The organism is Pseudoruegeria sp. SK021 (genome assembly GCF_002119405.1).
Classification (GTDB): domain Bacteria; phylum Pseudomonadota; class Alphaproteobacteria; order Rhodobacterales; family Rhodobacteraceae; genus Meridianimarinicoccus.
On record NZ_MTBG01000001.1, the window covers coordinates 364734 to 379434 of the forward strand.

Sequence of the window (14701 nt, forward strand, 5' to 3'; positions counted from 1 at the left end):
GATGCTGGAATTCTTGCTCTGCTCCATGCTGACCCTGCTGCCCGATTATCTGTATCGCCGCTATGTGCAGGACAAGCGCATCGGCCGCGAGATCACGCTGTTTTCGATGTGGTACGAACTGCGCTGGGGCATCGTCACCTGCTTCATGCTGACGGTGACCCTGATCACGGTGATCTTCTTTTTCCATCCCAGCAGCACCAGTGTCACCGGCTATTTCCGCACCATCACCATCCTGCCAGAAACAGGTGGCCGCGTGACCGAGGTGCTGGTCACCGACAATCAGGTGGTTCAGGCTGGCGATCCGCTGTTTCGGATGGATGACAGCATTCAGCAAGCCAATGTCGAAGCCGCCCGCCGTCAGGTGACCGAAATCGACGCCGCCCAGATCGTGGCCCAATCGGAATTGGCCGCTGCCATCGGCACGCTAGAGCAAGCCACCGGCGCGGTGCGCCAAGCCCAGGAAGAACTGGACACCAAGCTTGAGCTGCAACAGCGCAACGCCAATGTCGTCACCCAGCGCGAGATTGACCGCCTTCAGATCGCCGTCGACGGGCGCGAAGGCGCCCAGCACGCCGCCCTCGCCCAGAAAGAGGCGGTCGATGCCAAAATCGAAACCCTGTTGCCAGCGCAAAAGGCCAGCGCCGAAGCTGCCCTGGCGCAAGCCGAGGTTCTTCAGTCGAAAATGGTTGTCTATGCAGGCATCACCGGCACAGTCCAGCAGCTTGCCTTGCAGCCCGGCGATTACGTCAGCCCGATCCTGCGCCCCGCGGGCATCTTGATCCCGCAGACCACGGACGACCGGCGCTTTCAGGCCGGTTTCGGGCAATTGTCGGCCCAGATCATCCATCCGGGCATGATCGGCGAAATGACCTGTGCCAGCCTGCCCTTCACCATCATTCCTATGGTGGTGACCAAAAAGCAGGGCACGATTGCCGCCGGGCAGTTTCGGCCCACCGATCAACTGATCGATGTCGCCACCCCAACCGCACCGGGAAGCGTCACGGTGACCATGATCCCGCTCTACGAAGGACAGGCCAATGCGATCCCACCGGGCAGTGCTTGCGCCGCCAATGTCTACACCAGCAATCACGACCGGTTAGAGACAGAGGACCTGCCGTTTTTGACCCGCATTTCGTTGCACGCGGTGGATACGGTCGGCATCGCCCATGCGGCACTGCTGCGGGTGCAGGCCCTGTTGATGCCCGTCAAAACTTTGGTGTTCAGTGGTGGGCACTAAGCCCACGACTGACGCCCCCCAAGACGCAGCCCACGGCATCCGACACGGCATTGGGCTGCGCCTGCTGACCACCTTTCTGATGACGGCAATGCTGGCAACGATCCACCAGATCGCCGAGGTGGTGCCATTGGGGCAGATGATCTTCTGGCGGTCGATCGTCGCACTGGGACCGATCCTGATCTATATGGCCCTGCGCCGCCAACTGCCGGCCGCCCTGAAAACCCGCCACCCGCGCCTGCATCTGACACGCGGGCTGTTCGGGGTGTTTTCGATGGCGATGTCGTTCATTTCGCTCACCTATCTGGCCGTGGCCAATGCGCAAGCGCTGGCCTATCTGGCGCCCCTGCTCAGCCTGCCGCTGGCGGCGGTCTTGGGCGGCGAGCATGTCTCGCGTCCGGTCATTCTGGCCACTGCCGCGGGCTTTGCCGGGGTCATGGTGATGCTGTGGAACCTGTTCAGCCTGCCCGGAAACGGCGCCCTGATCGGAATCGCGGCGGGCCTAACCTATGCGGTCACCATGGCCTTCGTGCGGGTGCATATCAAAGCGATGACCCGTACCGAATCCGCCGCCACAGTGGCGTTCTACTTTGCGGTGATCTCGTCGCTTGTGGGGCTGGCGACCCTGCCCTTCGGATGGGCCGAAACCCCGCCCGAGGTGCTGGTCTGGCTGGTGGCCTCGGGTCTATTGGGCGGCCTTGGCCATATCTGTTCGGTCGAATCCGTCGCCCGCGCCCCGGTCTCGACCCTTGCGCCGTTCGATTATACCGGCATGGTCTGGGCGCTGGGGTTCGACATTTTCCTGTTCGGCCACATGCCGCCCGTTGCCAGTTTGATCGGCGCGGCCCTGATCACCGGCGCCGCGCTGTGGATCGCGCTGGTCAATCCTCGCGCAACGGCGCGGCCATCCCCGGCACCATAAGGGCCGCCGATCCGCGCCCGAGAACCCGTAGCAAGCCTGCCGCCTGATGCGGCGGCAGATCCAGCGGCGTCACCCGCCACGGCTCCATCCCGACCGAGGTGCCCGACCATGCCCCCGGCGCACCGGGCAGAAAGACCACGACCACGGTATCGGTGCGATCCACTTCAAACGCAATCTGGGCATTGTCGTCGAACCGGGCCAGTACCGGCTTCAGCGTTGCCATGGCATCGGTGCCGGACGCCATGCCGCCGACCATGCTTTTGGCGATGGAATAGCCCGGGATTAGCTCGATCAGGATCGAATCCAACCGATCGACCTGCCGCCGGATGATGTGCAGCCGTGCCGCCAAGCCCGCGATCAGACACAAGGCCACGATCAGCAGAATCGACAGCCCCTCGACCAGAAAATACCCATCGACCCCTTCCTGCATGCCCAACAACTGCCCGGTCGGACCGGCAACTGCGGTGCTGAACTCATAGGCCTTGCCCAGAATGATCACGATGAACACCAGCGGGATCAGGAACAGGACACCGCCAAGCAACGTCGTTTTAATCAGTTTCATCGAGGAGCCACCTTAAAGCGCGCGGTCAGGCGCGATGGAAACGGAAGGGCGGTCATGGCTTACATCTTGCAATCCATGGCCGCAGCAAAGCTATCGGCATCGACCAGATCACCCAAACGGCGGGCGGTCAGGGCATCGTTGGCCAAAGTGACGGCCATGACACTGGTCCAATCGCCGCTGGCCACAATCATCTCCGGGCCATTGCCGCACTCTCGCAACCCGCCCGAGATTTCAGGATCGCCGATCCGGTGGTTGCTGACCCCGGCCAGCGTCGCGACCGGCCGAAAGCCCGCCGGGCTGACCCGCCAGACCCGCAGCGTTTTGGCCAAATGGGGCTTCTCGACATAGGCCAGTTCCACCGCGCCGTCGCCGTCCAAATCAGCAATCGCAGCGGGGGCGAGCCAGCGGAACCGGGTACCAATAAAGGGGGTGGCCAGTTGCAGCCCGGTCTCGCCATAAATCGCCAGCCGGGCGCCGCGTGCGCTGTCGGTTTCCACCACCACCACCTCAGGGTGGCCATCGCCATCGACATCGGCCAGACGTGGCGCGGTATCTTCGAACACCCGGCTCTCCGGCAAGATCAGCCGCAAGGTCCGGCCATCGTCAAGGGTCAGTTCCAGCGTGCCGTATTCAATAGCGTCGCCCAAAACGCCATGCGCATAGCGCGTCGTCGGATCGGCATAGCGCGCCGCAACGATCTCGGCGCTGGAGGGGCTGGCGGAAAGCAGGGTGAACAACCCCAGACTGGCCGCCAGCCGCCGCATCAGATTTGCTTTTCCGGCATGGTGACAACCAAACCGTCCAGCGCGTCGGTGACTTTCAACTGGCACGTCAGGCGCGACTGGCCCGGCTTGGGCTGAAACGCGAAATCCAGCATGTCTTCTTCCATCGGATCAATCGCCGGCAGTTTGTCGGCCCATGCGTCGGCCACATAGACATGGCAGGTCGAGCAGGCACAGGCGCCACCGCAATCGGCCTCAATTCCGGGAATATTGTTGTCCCGCGCCCCTTCCATAACGGTCAGTCCCAGCGGCACCTCAACCACATGTTCGGTTCCATTATGCTCGATATAAGTGATTTTTGGCATCGTCGGTCCTTCGTCTTCGCATCACACTGTCCTGCCCGGGGACATAGGACAAGGGGGCTGATTTTGCCATAGGACAGAAAAGACTTGCCTACACGCGCATATGTTCTATTTTTGTTCTATGCAGGTCTTTTCCCCGTCCCATGCCGCCTTGGGTCAGAGCCGGGGCTCTGACTGGCCCCGCCCGCCCTCGTGCCTGCCTGCTATCTGGCTGGACCGGCCGCCGAATATGGCCCGGGTCAGCGTCGCCGGGCTGGTTCTGGTGCGCCAGCGGCCCGGCACCGCACATGGTGTGATCTTCCTCACGTTGGAAGATGAAACCGGCGTGGTCAATGTCATCGTCTGGAAAACAGTGTTCGAACAGTTTCGCCGGGCGGTCATCGCCGGGCGGTTGTTGCGGGTCACCGGCCGATTGCAGCGCGACAACGCTGTGGCACACGTGATCGCTGAACAGATCGAGGACATCTCGCCGATGCTGGATGAATTAACCCGCCCTGCGCCAGCCAGATCGCTGCGCCCCACGGCACCACCGCCATCACGCGATAGAGATCAGCTGGCGGGTTGATCGGTGGTGCTTCTCAATCCTTAGCGTCACCAGCGCCAGCAAGATCCAGCTGCTGTGGAACAGCACCCCGGCCATGATGACATATCCGCCCGGGATCGGGCCAATCGCGGCGCGGTCCAGAAAGACCTCCCAACTGGACACCGAGGTCGGGTGGATCGCCATCTTGCCGAAATACGCCACCGCTTGCACCGCCAGAATATAGGCATAATTCTTGCGCAGCCGCCGCCCCACGGCCCGTAAATAACTGATATGAAAGCGCGGCTTGGCATAGTCATTGGCCAGAAGCGTGTTCCACTTGCCATCCATCGTGACCCCGCGACCGTTCAGCATCGGCACATAGACATCGGTTTCGATCAACCGGCAGCGCGCCCGCCAAACGTTGAAATACCGATAGCGGCGCGCCTCGAACATCAGGAACACCACCACCAGAAGCCCGACAAGGATCAACGGCAGTGGCGAGGCGTCGGGTCCGGCATAGGTCAGGGACAGGGCCAGCCCCGTGGTCACGACCGACCAGTTGGTGGTCTGATCCAACCGGGATCGCCACAAAGTGCTGCGATAGACCTCACCGCGATAAAGATGCGCCAATGCACCCAGTTCGGCCGATGTGAACTCCGTCCGGCCTGCGTCCACCAACGGCGTTTCGCCCAGCGTGTTCATCGATCCCTCCCCAGAAATCGCGCCCATATCAGACTATTGCACCGCCGGTCGGCTTTGGGAAGGGCACGCAGCCGCCGCAGGTCATCAGGGCATCAGCCGGGTGGCGCCGCGCGGAACTGCCCGGTCTTGAAACAGAACAGGGCACCCGAAGGCGCCCTGTTCCCACGTCAAATCGGATCGATCAGTCCAGCGACAGCGCCACAAACCGTGGATCGACGCCGCGCCGCACCAGCAACAGCAGAGATTTACGTCCCGCATCGCGCGCGTCCGCGATCTGGGTATTCAGATCCTCAAGCGAGTCGATCTTCTTCTGCCCCGCCTCAGCGATCACATCACCCGGACGCAGGCCTTTTTCGAACGCGTCCGAGGTTTCATCCAAAGAGGTCACCACGACGCCGGTGGCATCGGCACCGATCTGGTATTCGGCCCGCAGATCGTCGTTCAGACCGCTAACCGTGATGCCCAGAAAGCTATCCTCGATGGGTTCATTCGGCACCGCCGACGCCGGAATGGCTTCGGCCGTTTCCCGGCGACCAAGCGTCACCTGAAGCGTCTCGGTCTGGCCATCGCGGAACACCGTCACCCGCACGGCCTTACCGACCGCGGTGTTGCCAACCCGGCGCACCAGTTCGCGCGTGTCCGCAACGCTGCCGCCATCGAAGGACAGGATCACGTCGCCGGATTCGATCCCGGCAATCGCCGCCGGTCCTTCTGGCACGTCGGTCACCAAGGCCCCCGCTACCGCATCCAGCCCCAGCGCATCGGCCAGATCGGCGTTCACGTCCTGAATGCGCACGCCCAACCAGCCGCGACGGGTTTCCCCGAACTCACGCAGTTGATCGACCACATTGCCCACCACCGCCGAGGACATCGCAAAGCCAATGCCGATGGAGCCGCCATTGGGCGACAGGATGGCAGTGTTCACCCCGATAACTTGACCATCCATGTTGAACAGCGGACCGCCCGAGTTGCCCCGGTTGATCGCGGCATCGGTCTGAATGTAATCGTCATAACTGCCTTGCAAGGCGCGGCCCCGGGCCGAGACGATCCCCGCCGACACCGAAAACCCCTGCCCCAACGGATTGCCCATGGCCATGACCCAATCGCCGACGCGCATCTGATCGCTGTCGCCAAAAGTCACGAACGGCAGTGGCGCGTCGCTGTCGACTTTCAGCAGCGCAATGTCGGTGTTGGGATCGGTGCCCACCACCGTCGCTGGCAGTTCCTGCCCGTTAAAGAACTCGATCATAATCTCGTCAGCGCCTTCGATGACGTGATTATTGGTGACGATATAGCCGTCTTCCGAGACGACAAATCCCGACCCCAACGCCGCCCCACGCCGCTGGCGTTCTGGCGAGTCGCCGTTGCGATCCATGAAGTCGCGAAAGAAATCCTCAAACGGAGAGCCCTCTGGCACGGTCGGCGTGGCCGGCGCACTTGCCGTGGCCATGTTGGTCGAGGTTGTGATGTCCACAACCGCATCGCTGACCTGTTCGGCCAAATCGGCAAAGCTTTCAGGGGCGCCGCGCGCCATAACTGGCGCCGCTTGGCCCATCGCCACAGCCACGCCCAATCCAAGGGCCATCGTTGCTGCCCGCACCCGACGGAGGTTCGATATGTTTGTAATCCGCACGCCACGCTCCTCTTGTGGTTCGCTCGCATCGTCAAAGCGACGCTTGACCGGCAGTATGGCGATATCCTTTCGGAAATGCCAACCCGGCCACTGCTCGCGTTCCGTCACACTGTTGTGACACCAGGGAAAGCTCGCAGCGCGGTCTCAGGCGATTGGTCGGTCTGCCCAGCCCCGCCTGCGACCGCTCAGAAACTGAAATCGACACTGCCGCCGAACAGAGGCGTCGGGTCGTAATCGCGGGAATCGATCGTGCGGCCATTGCTGTCTTTCACCTGCAACGACCCGCCAAATGCCATCCCGGCAAAGGCGTTCACGCTGACCGCCCGTGACGGCTGCCAGCCCAGCGTTGCCACCACCGGCGTGGCCCGATCCCGCCCGATCCCGCCGGGGACCACGCCATCCTCATCCAGCCGGAACTCGACATCTTCATAGCGACCGGCGATCCCAAGGCTCAGCGCATCGCTGACCGCGTAGCTGAGGGTCAGACCCGGCCCGCGCGACGCCCCAAGCCCGCGCCCGGTTGATAAATTGACCCGATCGGTGATCGCCCAGTCGATCAGCAGGAATGGAAACAGCGTCACGTCGTCGTCCAGCGTCGATTGCATCCCAAGGCCCGGACCCAAGGTCAGACCGTCCCGAATGCGCCACGCTGCGCCAAGAATAAGCGCGCCGGTCTGACCATCGTCGAAATCCACCCCGTCCTCACCGTCAAACCGCAGCGACGGCACCACAAGGGCGGTGACTTGGTCACTCAGGCCAAAGGTGATCGGCACCGACAGGGCGTAATCGTTAATATCCCCCCAAGGGGCGATGGTATCGCTGAAGTCATAGGCACTGTGGCCAAGGCTCAAACTTACCCCAACCGACTCGCGAAAACTGGTCCCGTGGGTCACGTTAAAACTGACCACGCCGCGGGTGTTGGAAAAGCTGCCGCCACCATCCAGATCCCGTTCCAAATAGGTGGCCGCACCGGCGTTGACGCCGCGCCGCCATGGGCTGTCTGGCCCTTGTCCCTGCGCGGTGACAGCCAGCGCAGACCCCAACGTGGCCAAGACGGCCAAAATAGGTATCCGAAATGATTTGAAAGGCTCAGTCATGACCACTCATCCGCTAAGGCAATGTGAACCGGGCCGCGCGGGCCCGGGACACTCACAATCCTGACAGATAGCGCGCTAAAAAGATAAGGAAAGTCCCACCGGCAAGGGCGATGAGACCAAGAAGCCGCCGCGCCTCTAGGGGCAAGGCGGCCAGCATGCGCAAGATGTCCTCAACGCGCGAAGGGGCCAGTGCGAACACCAGCCCCTCCACAATCAGAACAATCCCTGCAGCCATGAGCAACGTGCTCATGCAGGTCTCACTGCGCCGCGCTGGCGCGCGAGGTCGGCCCGTTCAGATAGTTGAAAAATTCACTATCCGGCGTGATGACCATGGACGAGTTGGACCCTTTCAACGCCCGCTCGTAAGCGGTCAAAGAGCGATAGAATTCAAAGAACTCCTGATCTTCACCATAGGCGTCGGCATAGGCCCGGTTCCGTTGCGCGTCAGCTTCACCGCGGGTGATTTCGCTGTTTTTGTTGGCTTCAGACACCAGCTCAACCACGGTCCGGTCGGCTTGCGCCCGCACCCGTTGTGCCGCTTCGTTGCCGCGCGCGATCTCGTCCGCCGCTTCCCGTTCCCGTTCAGCCCGCATCCGGGCGAAGGTCGCGTCCAAGTTCTGCACCGGCAGATTGGTCTGCTTTAGCCGAACGTCGACCACTTCCAACCCAAGGGCTGCGGCACGGGTTTGGGCCCGTTCCTTGATCCGTGTGGCCAGTATCGACCGGTCCGCGGACAGAATGGTATTTGACGTGACACCATCCGAACCCAGAACTTCACGGATCTGCGGATTAAGAATGCCTTCCAGACGGTTGGCTGCACCGGCCAGACCATCGCCGCCGACAGCCTGACGGAAGACGACGACATCGGCGATGCGATACCGCGCGAAGGCATCAACCACCAGACGGCGGTCATCCGACGGCGTTACCTCGATCGGCACGGTGTCGATCGACAGAATGCGCGAATCGTATTTCACCACATCCTGAATGAACGGCACCTTGAAGCCAAGGCCCGGCTCTTCTTTGACGGCCTTGATCTGACCAAACTGCAAGACCAGCGCCTTTTCGCGCTCGTCTACGATAAAGATCGACGAGGCCACGACGACAACAACCGCCACGACGGCTGCGAGCAAAAGATAAAGCTTGTTCATGGCTCAGTTCCCCCGGGTTTCGGTTGAGGTGTCTGTGCCGGTCCGCAACTGGTTCAGCGGCAGATAAGGCACAACGCCTTGGCCGTTGCCATTCACGCCTTCATCCAGAATGACCTTGTCCATGCCGCCCAAAACCTTCTCCATGGTTTCGATATAGAGACGCTTGCGCGTCACCTCCGGCGCGTTGCGATACTCGTCAAGCACCGCCAAGAACCGGCTGGCATCACCTTCGGCTTCGTTGACGACCTGCGCGCGATAGCCTTCGGCCTCTTCCAGAAGCTGTGCGGATTCCCCGCGTGCACCGGCCAGAACACGGTTGGCATAGGCGTCAGCCTGACGCTCCAAGCGGTCCCGTTCCTGTTCGGCAGCCTGCACTTCACGGAACGCGTCGATCACTTCGTTCGGCGGGTCAGCCTTGTCGAGGTTCAGACGCACCACGCTGATGCCGCTCTCATAACTGTCGAGCGTCGATTGAATGTTTTCCCGAACGGTGTCCGCGATCAAGCCACGATCCCGGTTCAGGATTGGTGCCAGCGTCGACGCCGCAATGACTTCGCGCATGGCCGATTCCGACACGGCGCGAACCGTCTGGCGCGCATCGCGTAGGTTGAACAGGAACTTGGCCGGATCGTTGATGATCCAGACAACCTGAAAGTCGATGTCGACGATGTTCTCGTCCGTGGTCAACATCAGGCCGTTTTCACTGCGGGAATCGCCCCGGCCCACGCCGATATCTTCCGACCGTTCCTGAGTGACCGGCAGAACCTCATAGGACACCAGCGGCCATGGCGCAAAGTTCAGACCCGGGTTGCCGGTCTGGCTGTACTTGCCCAAGAACAATTCAACCGAGCGTTCGTCTGGCTTGACCGTGTAGAGCGAGGAAAAGACCCAGACCCCAACCATCGCGATGGCGCCAAGAATAACCATGCCACGAGTGATCTTCGGGCCATCGCCGCCCGGTCCACCGCCCTCGCCCGGGCCGCGCCGTCCGCCCATCAGGACCTTCAGCTGTTCCTGACCGCGCTTGACCAGTTCATCTATCTCGGGAATCTGCGGGCCCTCGCCACCCGGTGGGCGTCGTCCGCCTCCGCCCGTGCCGCGATTATCACCGCCATCACCACCACCTGTATTGCGGCCGCCACCGCCCCCCCAGGGACCTCCGTTGTTTCCTGCCATCTGGTCCTTTAATCCTCTTCGTCGTTCGGGTCACTCATCCTAAATGATCGTGAACCTGTCAAATTCAAGCGGTGCGTGTCGGTGTCTTCATTGTCACCAACTCTTCCGCCATGGTCGGATGCACCGCTACGGTGCGATCGAAATCTTCCTTGGTCGCGCCCATCTTCACGGCGATGCCGACCAATTGGATCATCTCTCCGGCCTGTGGGGCCACGATATGGCACCCCAGAATCTTGCGGGTGGCCTGACTGACGATCAGTTTCATCAGCACCCGGTCATCGCGACCAGCAAAGCTTTGCTGCATCGACTTGAACGAGGTGCAATAGACCTCGATCGGCTCTTGTTCGGCCGCAGCCTCTTCGCTCAGCCCGACGGTGCCCAGTTCCGGCTGGGTAAAGACGGCGCTGGCAATCAGGTCATGGTCCGGTGCCGTCGGATTGCCGTTGAACACCGTCTCGACAAAGGCCATGCCCTCGCGAATAGCAACCGGCGTCAGATTGACCCGGTCGGTCACGTCGCCCACCGCATAGATCGACGGCACCGCCGTCTGGCTATAGGCGTCAACTTTGATCTCGCCGCGACGGCCCAGCTCTACGCCAAGGTCTTCCAAGCCCAGTCCGCCTGTATTGGGCGTGCGCCCGGTGGCGAACATCACCTGATCATAGACCCGCTCTGAGCCGTCGGTGCCTTTGACCCACGTGCCCGCTTCGCCGCGGGCCTCCATCTCGACCACATTGGTACCGGTGCACAGCGCGATGCCGTTCTCTTGCATCTTTTCCGCCACCAGACCGCGCGCTTCATCATCAAAGCCGCGCAGAATCTGCGCCCCACGGTAGAATTGCGTCACCTCTACGCCCAATCCGTTCAGGATACAGGCAAATTCCGACGCAATATAGCCTCCGCCGACAATCAGGATCGATTTCGGCAAGGTTTTCAGGTGGAATATCTCGTTGCTGGTGATGGCCTGCTCGCAACCGTCCATGTCCGGCACAAACGGCCGTCCGCCGGTGGCGACCAAAATATGCTTGGCAGTGAAGACCTCGCCGCTGTCCAGACGCACCGTGTGCGGGTCATCCAATACGGCGCGTGCTGCGTACCATTTGACGCCTGAGCCGGTCAAAAGCTTCTGATAGACGCCTTCCAGACGGTCCAGCTCGGCCTCAAGTTTGCTCTTGAACGCCGGCCAGTCCAGCTCACCGTTGGTGACATCCCAGCCATAGCCGCGGGCATCGTTGAACACCTCGCGATAGCTGGAGGCGAAGACCATCAGCTTCTTGGGCACGCAGCCCCGGATCACACAGGTGCCGCCCATCCGGCTTTCTTCGGCCAGTCCAACCTTGGCCCCGGTCGCGGCAGCAACCCGAGCCGCACGCACCCCACCCGATCCGCCGCCAATCACGAAAAGATCAAAATCAAAGCTCATCTCAAAATCCTTTCGGTCACGCCTCAACGGGCAAATCGTCGGCCTCGGCCAGATCGACCTGCCCCGCCTCGTCCGGCGTCTCATCAGCAAAGCGCGTTTCGGTCCGGCCATCGGCATGGCCGATCACCACCGCGTTGCACATCCCAAGGAAAAGCCCGGTTTCCACCACGCCCGGCACCCGCATCAAGGCCTGCGACAGCTCGCAAAGATCGTCGATCCGTGCCAGATGCAGATCGATGATGTGGTTGCCCTCGTCAGAAAAGAATCGCTCCTCGCCATTCATACGGATCGAACAATCCCGGCCCCCGACAGCGGCCCCGGTCAGCACCTCGTCGATCATCCGCTGGGTGGCATCCAAGCCAAACGGGATCACCTCGACCGGCAACGGGAAGGCCCCAAGCTGCGCCACCGCCTTGCTGGGATCGGTAATCACAATCATCCGGTCCGAGGCCGCCGCGACGATCTTTTCCTGCAAATGCGCGCCGCCGCCACCTTTGATCAGGTTCAGATCGGGGTCAAATTCATCGGCACCGTCAATGGTCAGGTCCAGCCAACCGGCCTCGTCCAAGGTCACAACGGTCAGGCCAAGCTCGCGCGCTTGCCGCGCTGTCCGCGTTGAGGTCGGCACGCAGGTCAGGATCAGACCTTCACGTTCGACACGCGCCGCCAGCGCTCGCACCATCCACGCCGCCGTGGATCCGGTGCCAAGACCGATCCGCATCCCGTCTTCGACAAACGCGATGGCCCGGCTCGCAGCGGCAAACTTGCCCGCGTCTGCATCCGACAACTTGATCGCCATGGACGACTCCTCTTCATTCGGGTCAATGTATAGGCAACGCAGCCCGGCGCTGCGAGAAGAAAACCGGAATCCTCAGGATTACCGGTCGGACTGGATCGCGGGCCAGCCCGGCGCGGCCAGTACAGCGGCAATCAAAGCGGGCAGCATAGCGCGCGGCAGGATCAGCAGCATTGCTGCCGCATCAAATTCAAGCCGCACGGGTCCGGTGGCCCGGTTCGAGGTGCCAGTTTGCAGGTTTGGTGCAAACTCCAGCCCGTCAATCGGCCAGAACAAACCGGTGCTGCGCCCGCCAAGCGGCGCCATCGGAAACAGCGATACCCGCGTCTCCGGCGCCAGATCCAACGACAGCGATGGCGGCGCAAGCAGGACGATATCACTGTCATCAACCAGAATGCAGCGCCGGTCGGGGTGGCGCACCAAGGTGTTATAGGCCGCCAGCGCATGATCGCTGCGCGGCCCCAAAACCCCAAGCGCCAATATGATCGGCGCGTGCACCCGGGTCAGGCATTTTTCGAAGTCGGTACTGTCCTGTTCCGCCACCGGATATAAGACATCCCGTGGCAGCGCCGCCCGCCCCGCCTTCGAGATCGAATCCATGTCGCCGATCACCGCCTCAGGCAACGCGCCCAGCACCAACAGCCGGTCCGCCCCGCCATCCGCCGCGACAAGGCGCGGCGCCAGCGCCAGACAATCACGCAGATCGCTGCTCAGCAAATCGCCACCGCCAGCCAAGGTGACCGGCACGTCCGCGCTTAAGATCGGGGTCGGGCCGTTGCGGTGGGATAGGTCAGTCATCCGCCCCCCGCGCCGCCGGATCGACCTGTCCAATGCCCCGGAACACCGCCCGGAACGGGAAGGCCCAGATCACCCCAAGGACGATATAGACCAGCAACTCGACCAGAAACGGCAGCGGTGGCAACAAGGCCAGAACCGTGACCACCGCCACGACATATAGCGGCAGTCCCACCAGCAGAATAACCAACGACCAACGCCGTCGTGCCTTGTAGCTTAGAGACATGACCTCTCCTTTATCGCGTGCCTGATCAATCCGCGAACGGATCGGTGACCAGAATCGTATCCTCACGCTCGGGCGAGGTCGACAGCAAGGCGACCGGACACTGGATCAATTCTTCGACACGACGGACATATTTGATCGCCGCCGCCGGAAGATCGGCCCAAGACCGTGCGCCTTCGGTGCTTTCGGACCACCCCGGCATGACCTCGTAGATCGGCGTCACCCGAGCCTGCTGATCTGCAGCCGTCGGCAAATAGTCGATCTGCACGCCGTCCAGCATATAACCGGTGCAGATCTTCAGCTCTTCAAAGCCGTCCAGCACATCAAGCTTGGTCAGCGCGATGCCCGACACGCCCGAGGTCGCACAGGTCTGGCGCACCAGAACCGCATCGAACCAACCGCAGCGCCGCTTGCGCCCGGTGACGGTGCCAAACTCATGGCCGCGCTCGCCCAGACGCTGACCGTCCGCATCGTGCAATTCGGCCGGGAACGGGCCTTCGCCAACCCGGGTGGTATAGGCTTTGACGATGCCCAAGACGAAATCAATCGCCCCCGGCCCCATGCCGGTGCCGGTTGCCGCCTGACCCGCAATCACATTCGACGATGTTACGAACGGGTAGGTGCCGAAATCGATATCAAGCAGCGCGCCTTGCGCCCCCTCGAACAGGATCCGCTTTCCGGCTTTGCGCTTTTCGTTCAGCACTTTCCAAACCGGCGCCGCATAGGGCAGCACTTCTTTGGCGATCTCGCGCAGGGAGGCGATCAGCGCATCACGGTCCACCGGCTCAAGGCCGAGACCCCGGCGCAGCGCATCATGGTGCACCAGCGCCCGGTCAACCCGCGCCACCAGCGTCGCATCATCGGCCAGATCGGCCACGCGAACCGACCGGCGTCCGACTTTGTCTTCATAGGCAGGCCCGATGCCGCGACCGGTGGTGCCAATCTTGGCCACCGCGCTTTGGTCTTCACGGGCCCGATCCAATTCGCCGTGAATCGGCAGGATCAGTGGCGCGTTTTCGGCGATCATCAGGGTTTCGGGGCTGATTTCAACGCCCTGGCTGCGCAACTGCGCGATTTCCTTGACCAGATGCCACGGGTCCAGAACCACGCCATTGCCGATCACGCTCAGCTTGCCGCCGCGGACAATGCCAGAGGGCAGCAACGACAGCTTGAACACCTTGCCGTCAATGACCAGCGTATGCCCGGCATTGTGACCGCCCTGAAAGCGCGCGATCACATCGGCACGCTCGCTCAGCCAATCGACAATCTTACCTTTGCCTTCGTCGCCCCATTGAGCGCCTACCACTACCACATTGGCCATGCCCGTCTCCTGTCTTGCCACCGCGTCGCGCAGCGCCGGGGACGTGATAGCTTGCCAGACAG

The 14701-nt window shown here is 62.1% G+C and carries 17 protein-coding genes; 3 read left to right on the top strand and 14 right to left on the bottom strand.

Translation table 11 applies throughout. The features are described 5' to 3' along the window. Position 1: 1 nt before the first annotated feature. The gene (locus BV911_RS01690; protein ID WP_086051838.1) at positions 2-1237 is read left to right on the top strand and encodes an HlyD family secretion protein; all 1236 of its coding nucleotides are present in this window, start codon (positions 2-4) and stop codon (positions 1235-1237) included. Next, complete coding sequence (locus BV911_RS01695; RefSeq protein WP_240512101.1) at positions 1227-2156, top strand: DMT family transporter; 930 nt, start codon at positions 1227-1229, stop codon at positions 2154-2156. The genes BV911_RS01690 and BV911_RS01695 overlap by 11 nt, the downstream gene beginning before the upstream one ends. On the opposite strand, the gene BV911_RS01700 is transcribed toward BV911_RS01695, so the two are convergent. Genes BV911_RS01700 through BV911_RS01710 form a run of 3 tightly spaced genes read right to left on the bottom strand, consistent with a single transcriptional unit; the run spans position 2116 to position 3805 of the window. Further along, complete coding sequence (locus BV911_RS01700; protein ID WP_086051839.1) at positions 2116-2718, bottom strand: hypothetical protein; 603 nt, start codon at positions 2716-2718, stop codon at positions 2116-2118. The two genes, BV911_RS01695 and BV911_RS01700, sit on opposite strands and share 41 nt — an antisense overlap. Before the next feature lie 59 nt (positions 2719-2777). Continuing rightward, the gene (locus BV911_RS01705; RefSeq protein WP_086051840.1) at positions 2778-3482 is read right to left on the bottom strand and encodes a VCBS repeat-containing protein; all 705 of its coding nucleotides are present in this window, start codon (positions 3480-3482) and stop codon (positions 2778-2780) included. Then, positions 3482-3805, bottom strand: a complete 324-nt coding sequence (locus tag BV911_RS01710; protein WP_086051841.1) for a 2Fe-2S iron-sulfur cluster-binding protein — start codon at positions 3803-3805, stop codon at positions 3482-3484. The genes BV911_RS01705 and BV911_RS01710 overlap by 1 nt, the downstream gene beginning before the upstream one ends. Positions 3806-3923: 118 nt before the next feature. Here BV911_RS01710 and BV911_RS01715 point away from each other — a divergent pair, with 118 nt between their 5' ends. Further along, complete coding sequence (locus BV911_RS01715; protein ID WP_240512116.1) at positions 3924-4367, top strand: OB-fold nucleic acid binding domain-containing protein; 444 nt, start codon at positions 3924-3926, stop codon at positions 4365-4367. On the opposite strand, the gene BV911_RS01720 is transcribed toward BV911_RS01715, so the two are convergent. From BV911_RS01720 to BV911_RS01770, 11 genes are all read right to left on the bottom strand, one after another. After that, the gene (locus tag BV911_RS01720; RefSeq protein WP_086052018.1) at positions 4338-5027 is read right to left on the bottom strand and encodes a DUF2270 domain-containing protein; all 690 of its coding nucleotides are present in this window, start codon (positions 5025-5027) and stop codon (positions 4338-4340) included. The two genes, BV911_RS01715 and BV911_RS01720, sit on opposite strands and share 30 nt — an antisense overlap. A gap of 181 nt (positions 5028-5208) precedes the next feature. After that, positions 5209-6612: a Do family serine endopeptidase gene (locus BV911_RS01725; protein WP_086051843.1), complete on the bottom strand. Its 1404-nt coding sequence runs from the start codon at positions 6610-6612 to the stop codon at positions 5209-5211. Positions 6613-6845: 233 nt separating this feature from the next. After that, positions 6846-7757, bottom strand: a complete 912-nt coding sequence (locus BV911_RS01730) for a hypothetical protein (RefSeq protein ID WP_086051844.1) — start codon at positions 7755-7757, stop codon at positions 6846-6848. Positions 7758-7809: 52 nt separating this feature from the next. Continuing rightward, on the bottom strand, positions 7810-8007 hold the full coding sequence (locus tag BV911_RS01735) for a DUF2065 domain-containing protein (protein ID WP_086051845.1): 198 nt from the start codon (positions 8005-8007) through the stop codon (positions 7810-7812). 7 nt (positions 8008-8014) lie between these two features. After that, entirely contained in the window at positions 8015-8905 is an 891-nt protein-coding gene (hflC, locus tag BV911_RS01740; protein ID WP_086051846.1) for a protease modulator HflC, read from the bottom strand. A gap of 3 nt (positions 8906-8908) precedes the next feature. Continuing rightward, entirely contained in the window at positions 8909-10081 is a 1173-nt protein-coding gene (gene hflK / locus BV911_RS01745) for an FtsH protease activity modulator HflK (protein ID WP_086051847.1), read from the bottom strand. Between the two features lie 64 nt (positions 10082-10145). Then, a complete protein-coding gene (gene gor / locus BV911_RS01750; RefSeq protein WP_086051848.1) occupies positions 10146-11504 on the bottom strand; it encodes a glutathione-disulfide reductase in 1359 nt (452 codons plus the stop codon). Between the two features lie 16 nt (positions 11505-11520). Then, positions 11521-12303 (bottom strand): ribose-5-phosphate isomerase RpiA, encoded by a 783-nt coding sequence (rpiA, locus tag BV911_RS01755; protein WP_086051849.1) that lies wholly within the window; start codon positions 12301-12303, stop codon positions 11521-11523. Positions 12304-12381: 78 nt separating this feature from the next. Further along, a complete protein-coding gene (locus BV911_RS01760) occupies positions 12382-13098 on the bottom strand; it encodes a thiamine diphosphokinase (protein ID WP_086051850.1) in 717 nt (238 codons plus the stop codon). Beyond that, on the bottom strand, positions 13091-13321 hold the full coding sequence (locus tag BV911_RS01765) for a DUF2842 domain-containing protein (protein WP_086051851.1): 231 nt from the start codon (positions 13319-13321) through the stop codon (positions 13091-13093). Before BV911_RS01765 ends, BV911_RS01760 begins: the two co-directional genes overlap by 8 nt. A gap of 25 nt (positions 13322-13346) precedes the next feature. Next, entirely contained in the window at positions 13347-14639 is a 1293-nt protein-coding gene (locus BV911_RS01770) for an adenylosuccinate synthase (protein WP_086051852.1), read from the bottom strand. Between the last annotated feature and the right edge of the window lie 62 nt (positions 14640-14701).

What these genes read in the sequence shown, in the direction of transcription:
- BV911_RS01690 (WP_086051838.1), top strand. Translation starts at nt 2, where the DNA reads ATGCTGGAATTCTTGCTCTGCTCCATGCTGACCCTGCTGCCCGATTAT.
- BV911_RS01700 (WP_086051839.1), bottom strand. Translation starts at nt 2,718, where the DNA reads ATGAAACTGATTAAAACGACGTTGCTTGGCGGTGTCCTGTTCCTGATC.
- BV911_RS01705 (WP_086051840.1), bottom strand. Translation starts at nt 3,482, where the DNA reads ATGCGGCGGCTGGCGGCCAGTCTGGGGTTGTTCACCCTGCTTTCCGCC.
- BV911_RS01710 (WP_086051841.1), bottom strand. Translation starts at nt 3,805, where the DNA reads ATGCCAAAAATCACTTATATCGAGCATAATGGAACCGAACATGTGGTT.
- BV911_RS01715 (WP_240512116.1), top strand. Translation starts at nt 3,924, where the DNA reads ATGCAGGTCTTTTCCCCGTCCCATGCCGCCTTGGGTCAGAGCCGGGGC.
- BV911_RS01720 (WP_086052018.1), bottom strand. Translation starts at nt 5,027, where the DNA reads ATGAACACGCTGGGCGAAACGCCGTTGGTGGACGCAGGCCGGACGGAG.
- BV911_RS01725 (WP_086051843.1), bottom strand. Translation starts at nt 6,612, where the DNA reads ATGGCCCTTGGATTGGGCGTGGCTGTGGCGATGGGCCAAGCGGCGCCA.
- BV911_RS01730 (WP_086051844.1), bottom strand. Translation starts at nt 7,757, where the DNA reads ATGACTGAGCCTTTCAAATCATTTCGGATACCTATTTTGGCCGTCTTG.
- BV911_RS01735 (WP_086051845.1), bottom strand. Translation starts at nt 8,007, where the DNA reads ATGAGCACGTTGCTCATGGCTGCAGGGATTGTTCTGATTGTGGAGGGG.
- hflC (WP_086051846.1), bottom strand. Translation starts at nt 8,905, where the DNA reads ATGAACAAGCTTTATCTTTTGCTCGCAGCCGTCGTGGCGGTTGTTGTC.
- hflK (WP_086051847.1), bottom strand. Translation starts at nt 10,081, where the DNA reads ATGGCAGGAAACAACGGAGGTCCCTGGGGGGGCGGTGGCGGCCGCAAT.
- gor (WP_086051848.1), bottom strand. Translation starts at nt 11,504, where the DNA reads ATGAGCTTTGATTTTGATCTTTTCGTGATTGGCGGCGGATCGGGTGGG.
- rpiA (WP_086051849.1), bottom strand. Translation starts at nt 12,303, where the DNA reads ATGGCGATCAAGTTGTCGGATGCAGACGCGGGCAAGTTTGCCGCTGCG.
- BV911_RS01760 (WP_086051850.1), bottom strand. Translation starts at nt 13,098, where the DNA reads ATGACTGACCTATCCCACCGCAACGGCCCGACCCCGATCTTAAGCGCG.
- BV911_RS01765 (WP_086051851.1), bottom strand. Translation starts at nt 13,321, where the DNA reads ATGTCTCTAAGCTACAAGGCACGACGGCGTTGGTCGTTGGTTATTCTG.
- BV911_RS01770 (WP_086051852.1), bottom strand. Translation starts at nt 14,639, where the DNA reads ATGGCCAATGTGGTAGTGGTAGGCGCTCAATGGGGCGACGAAGGCAAA.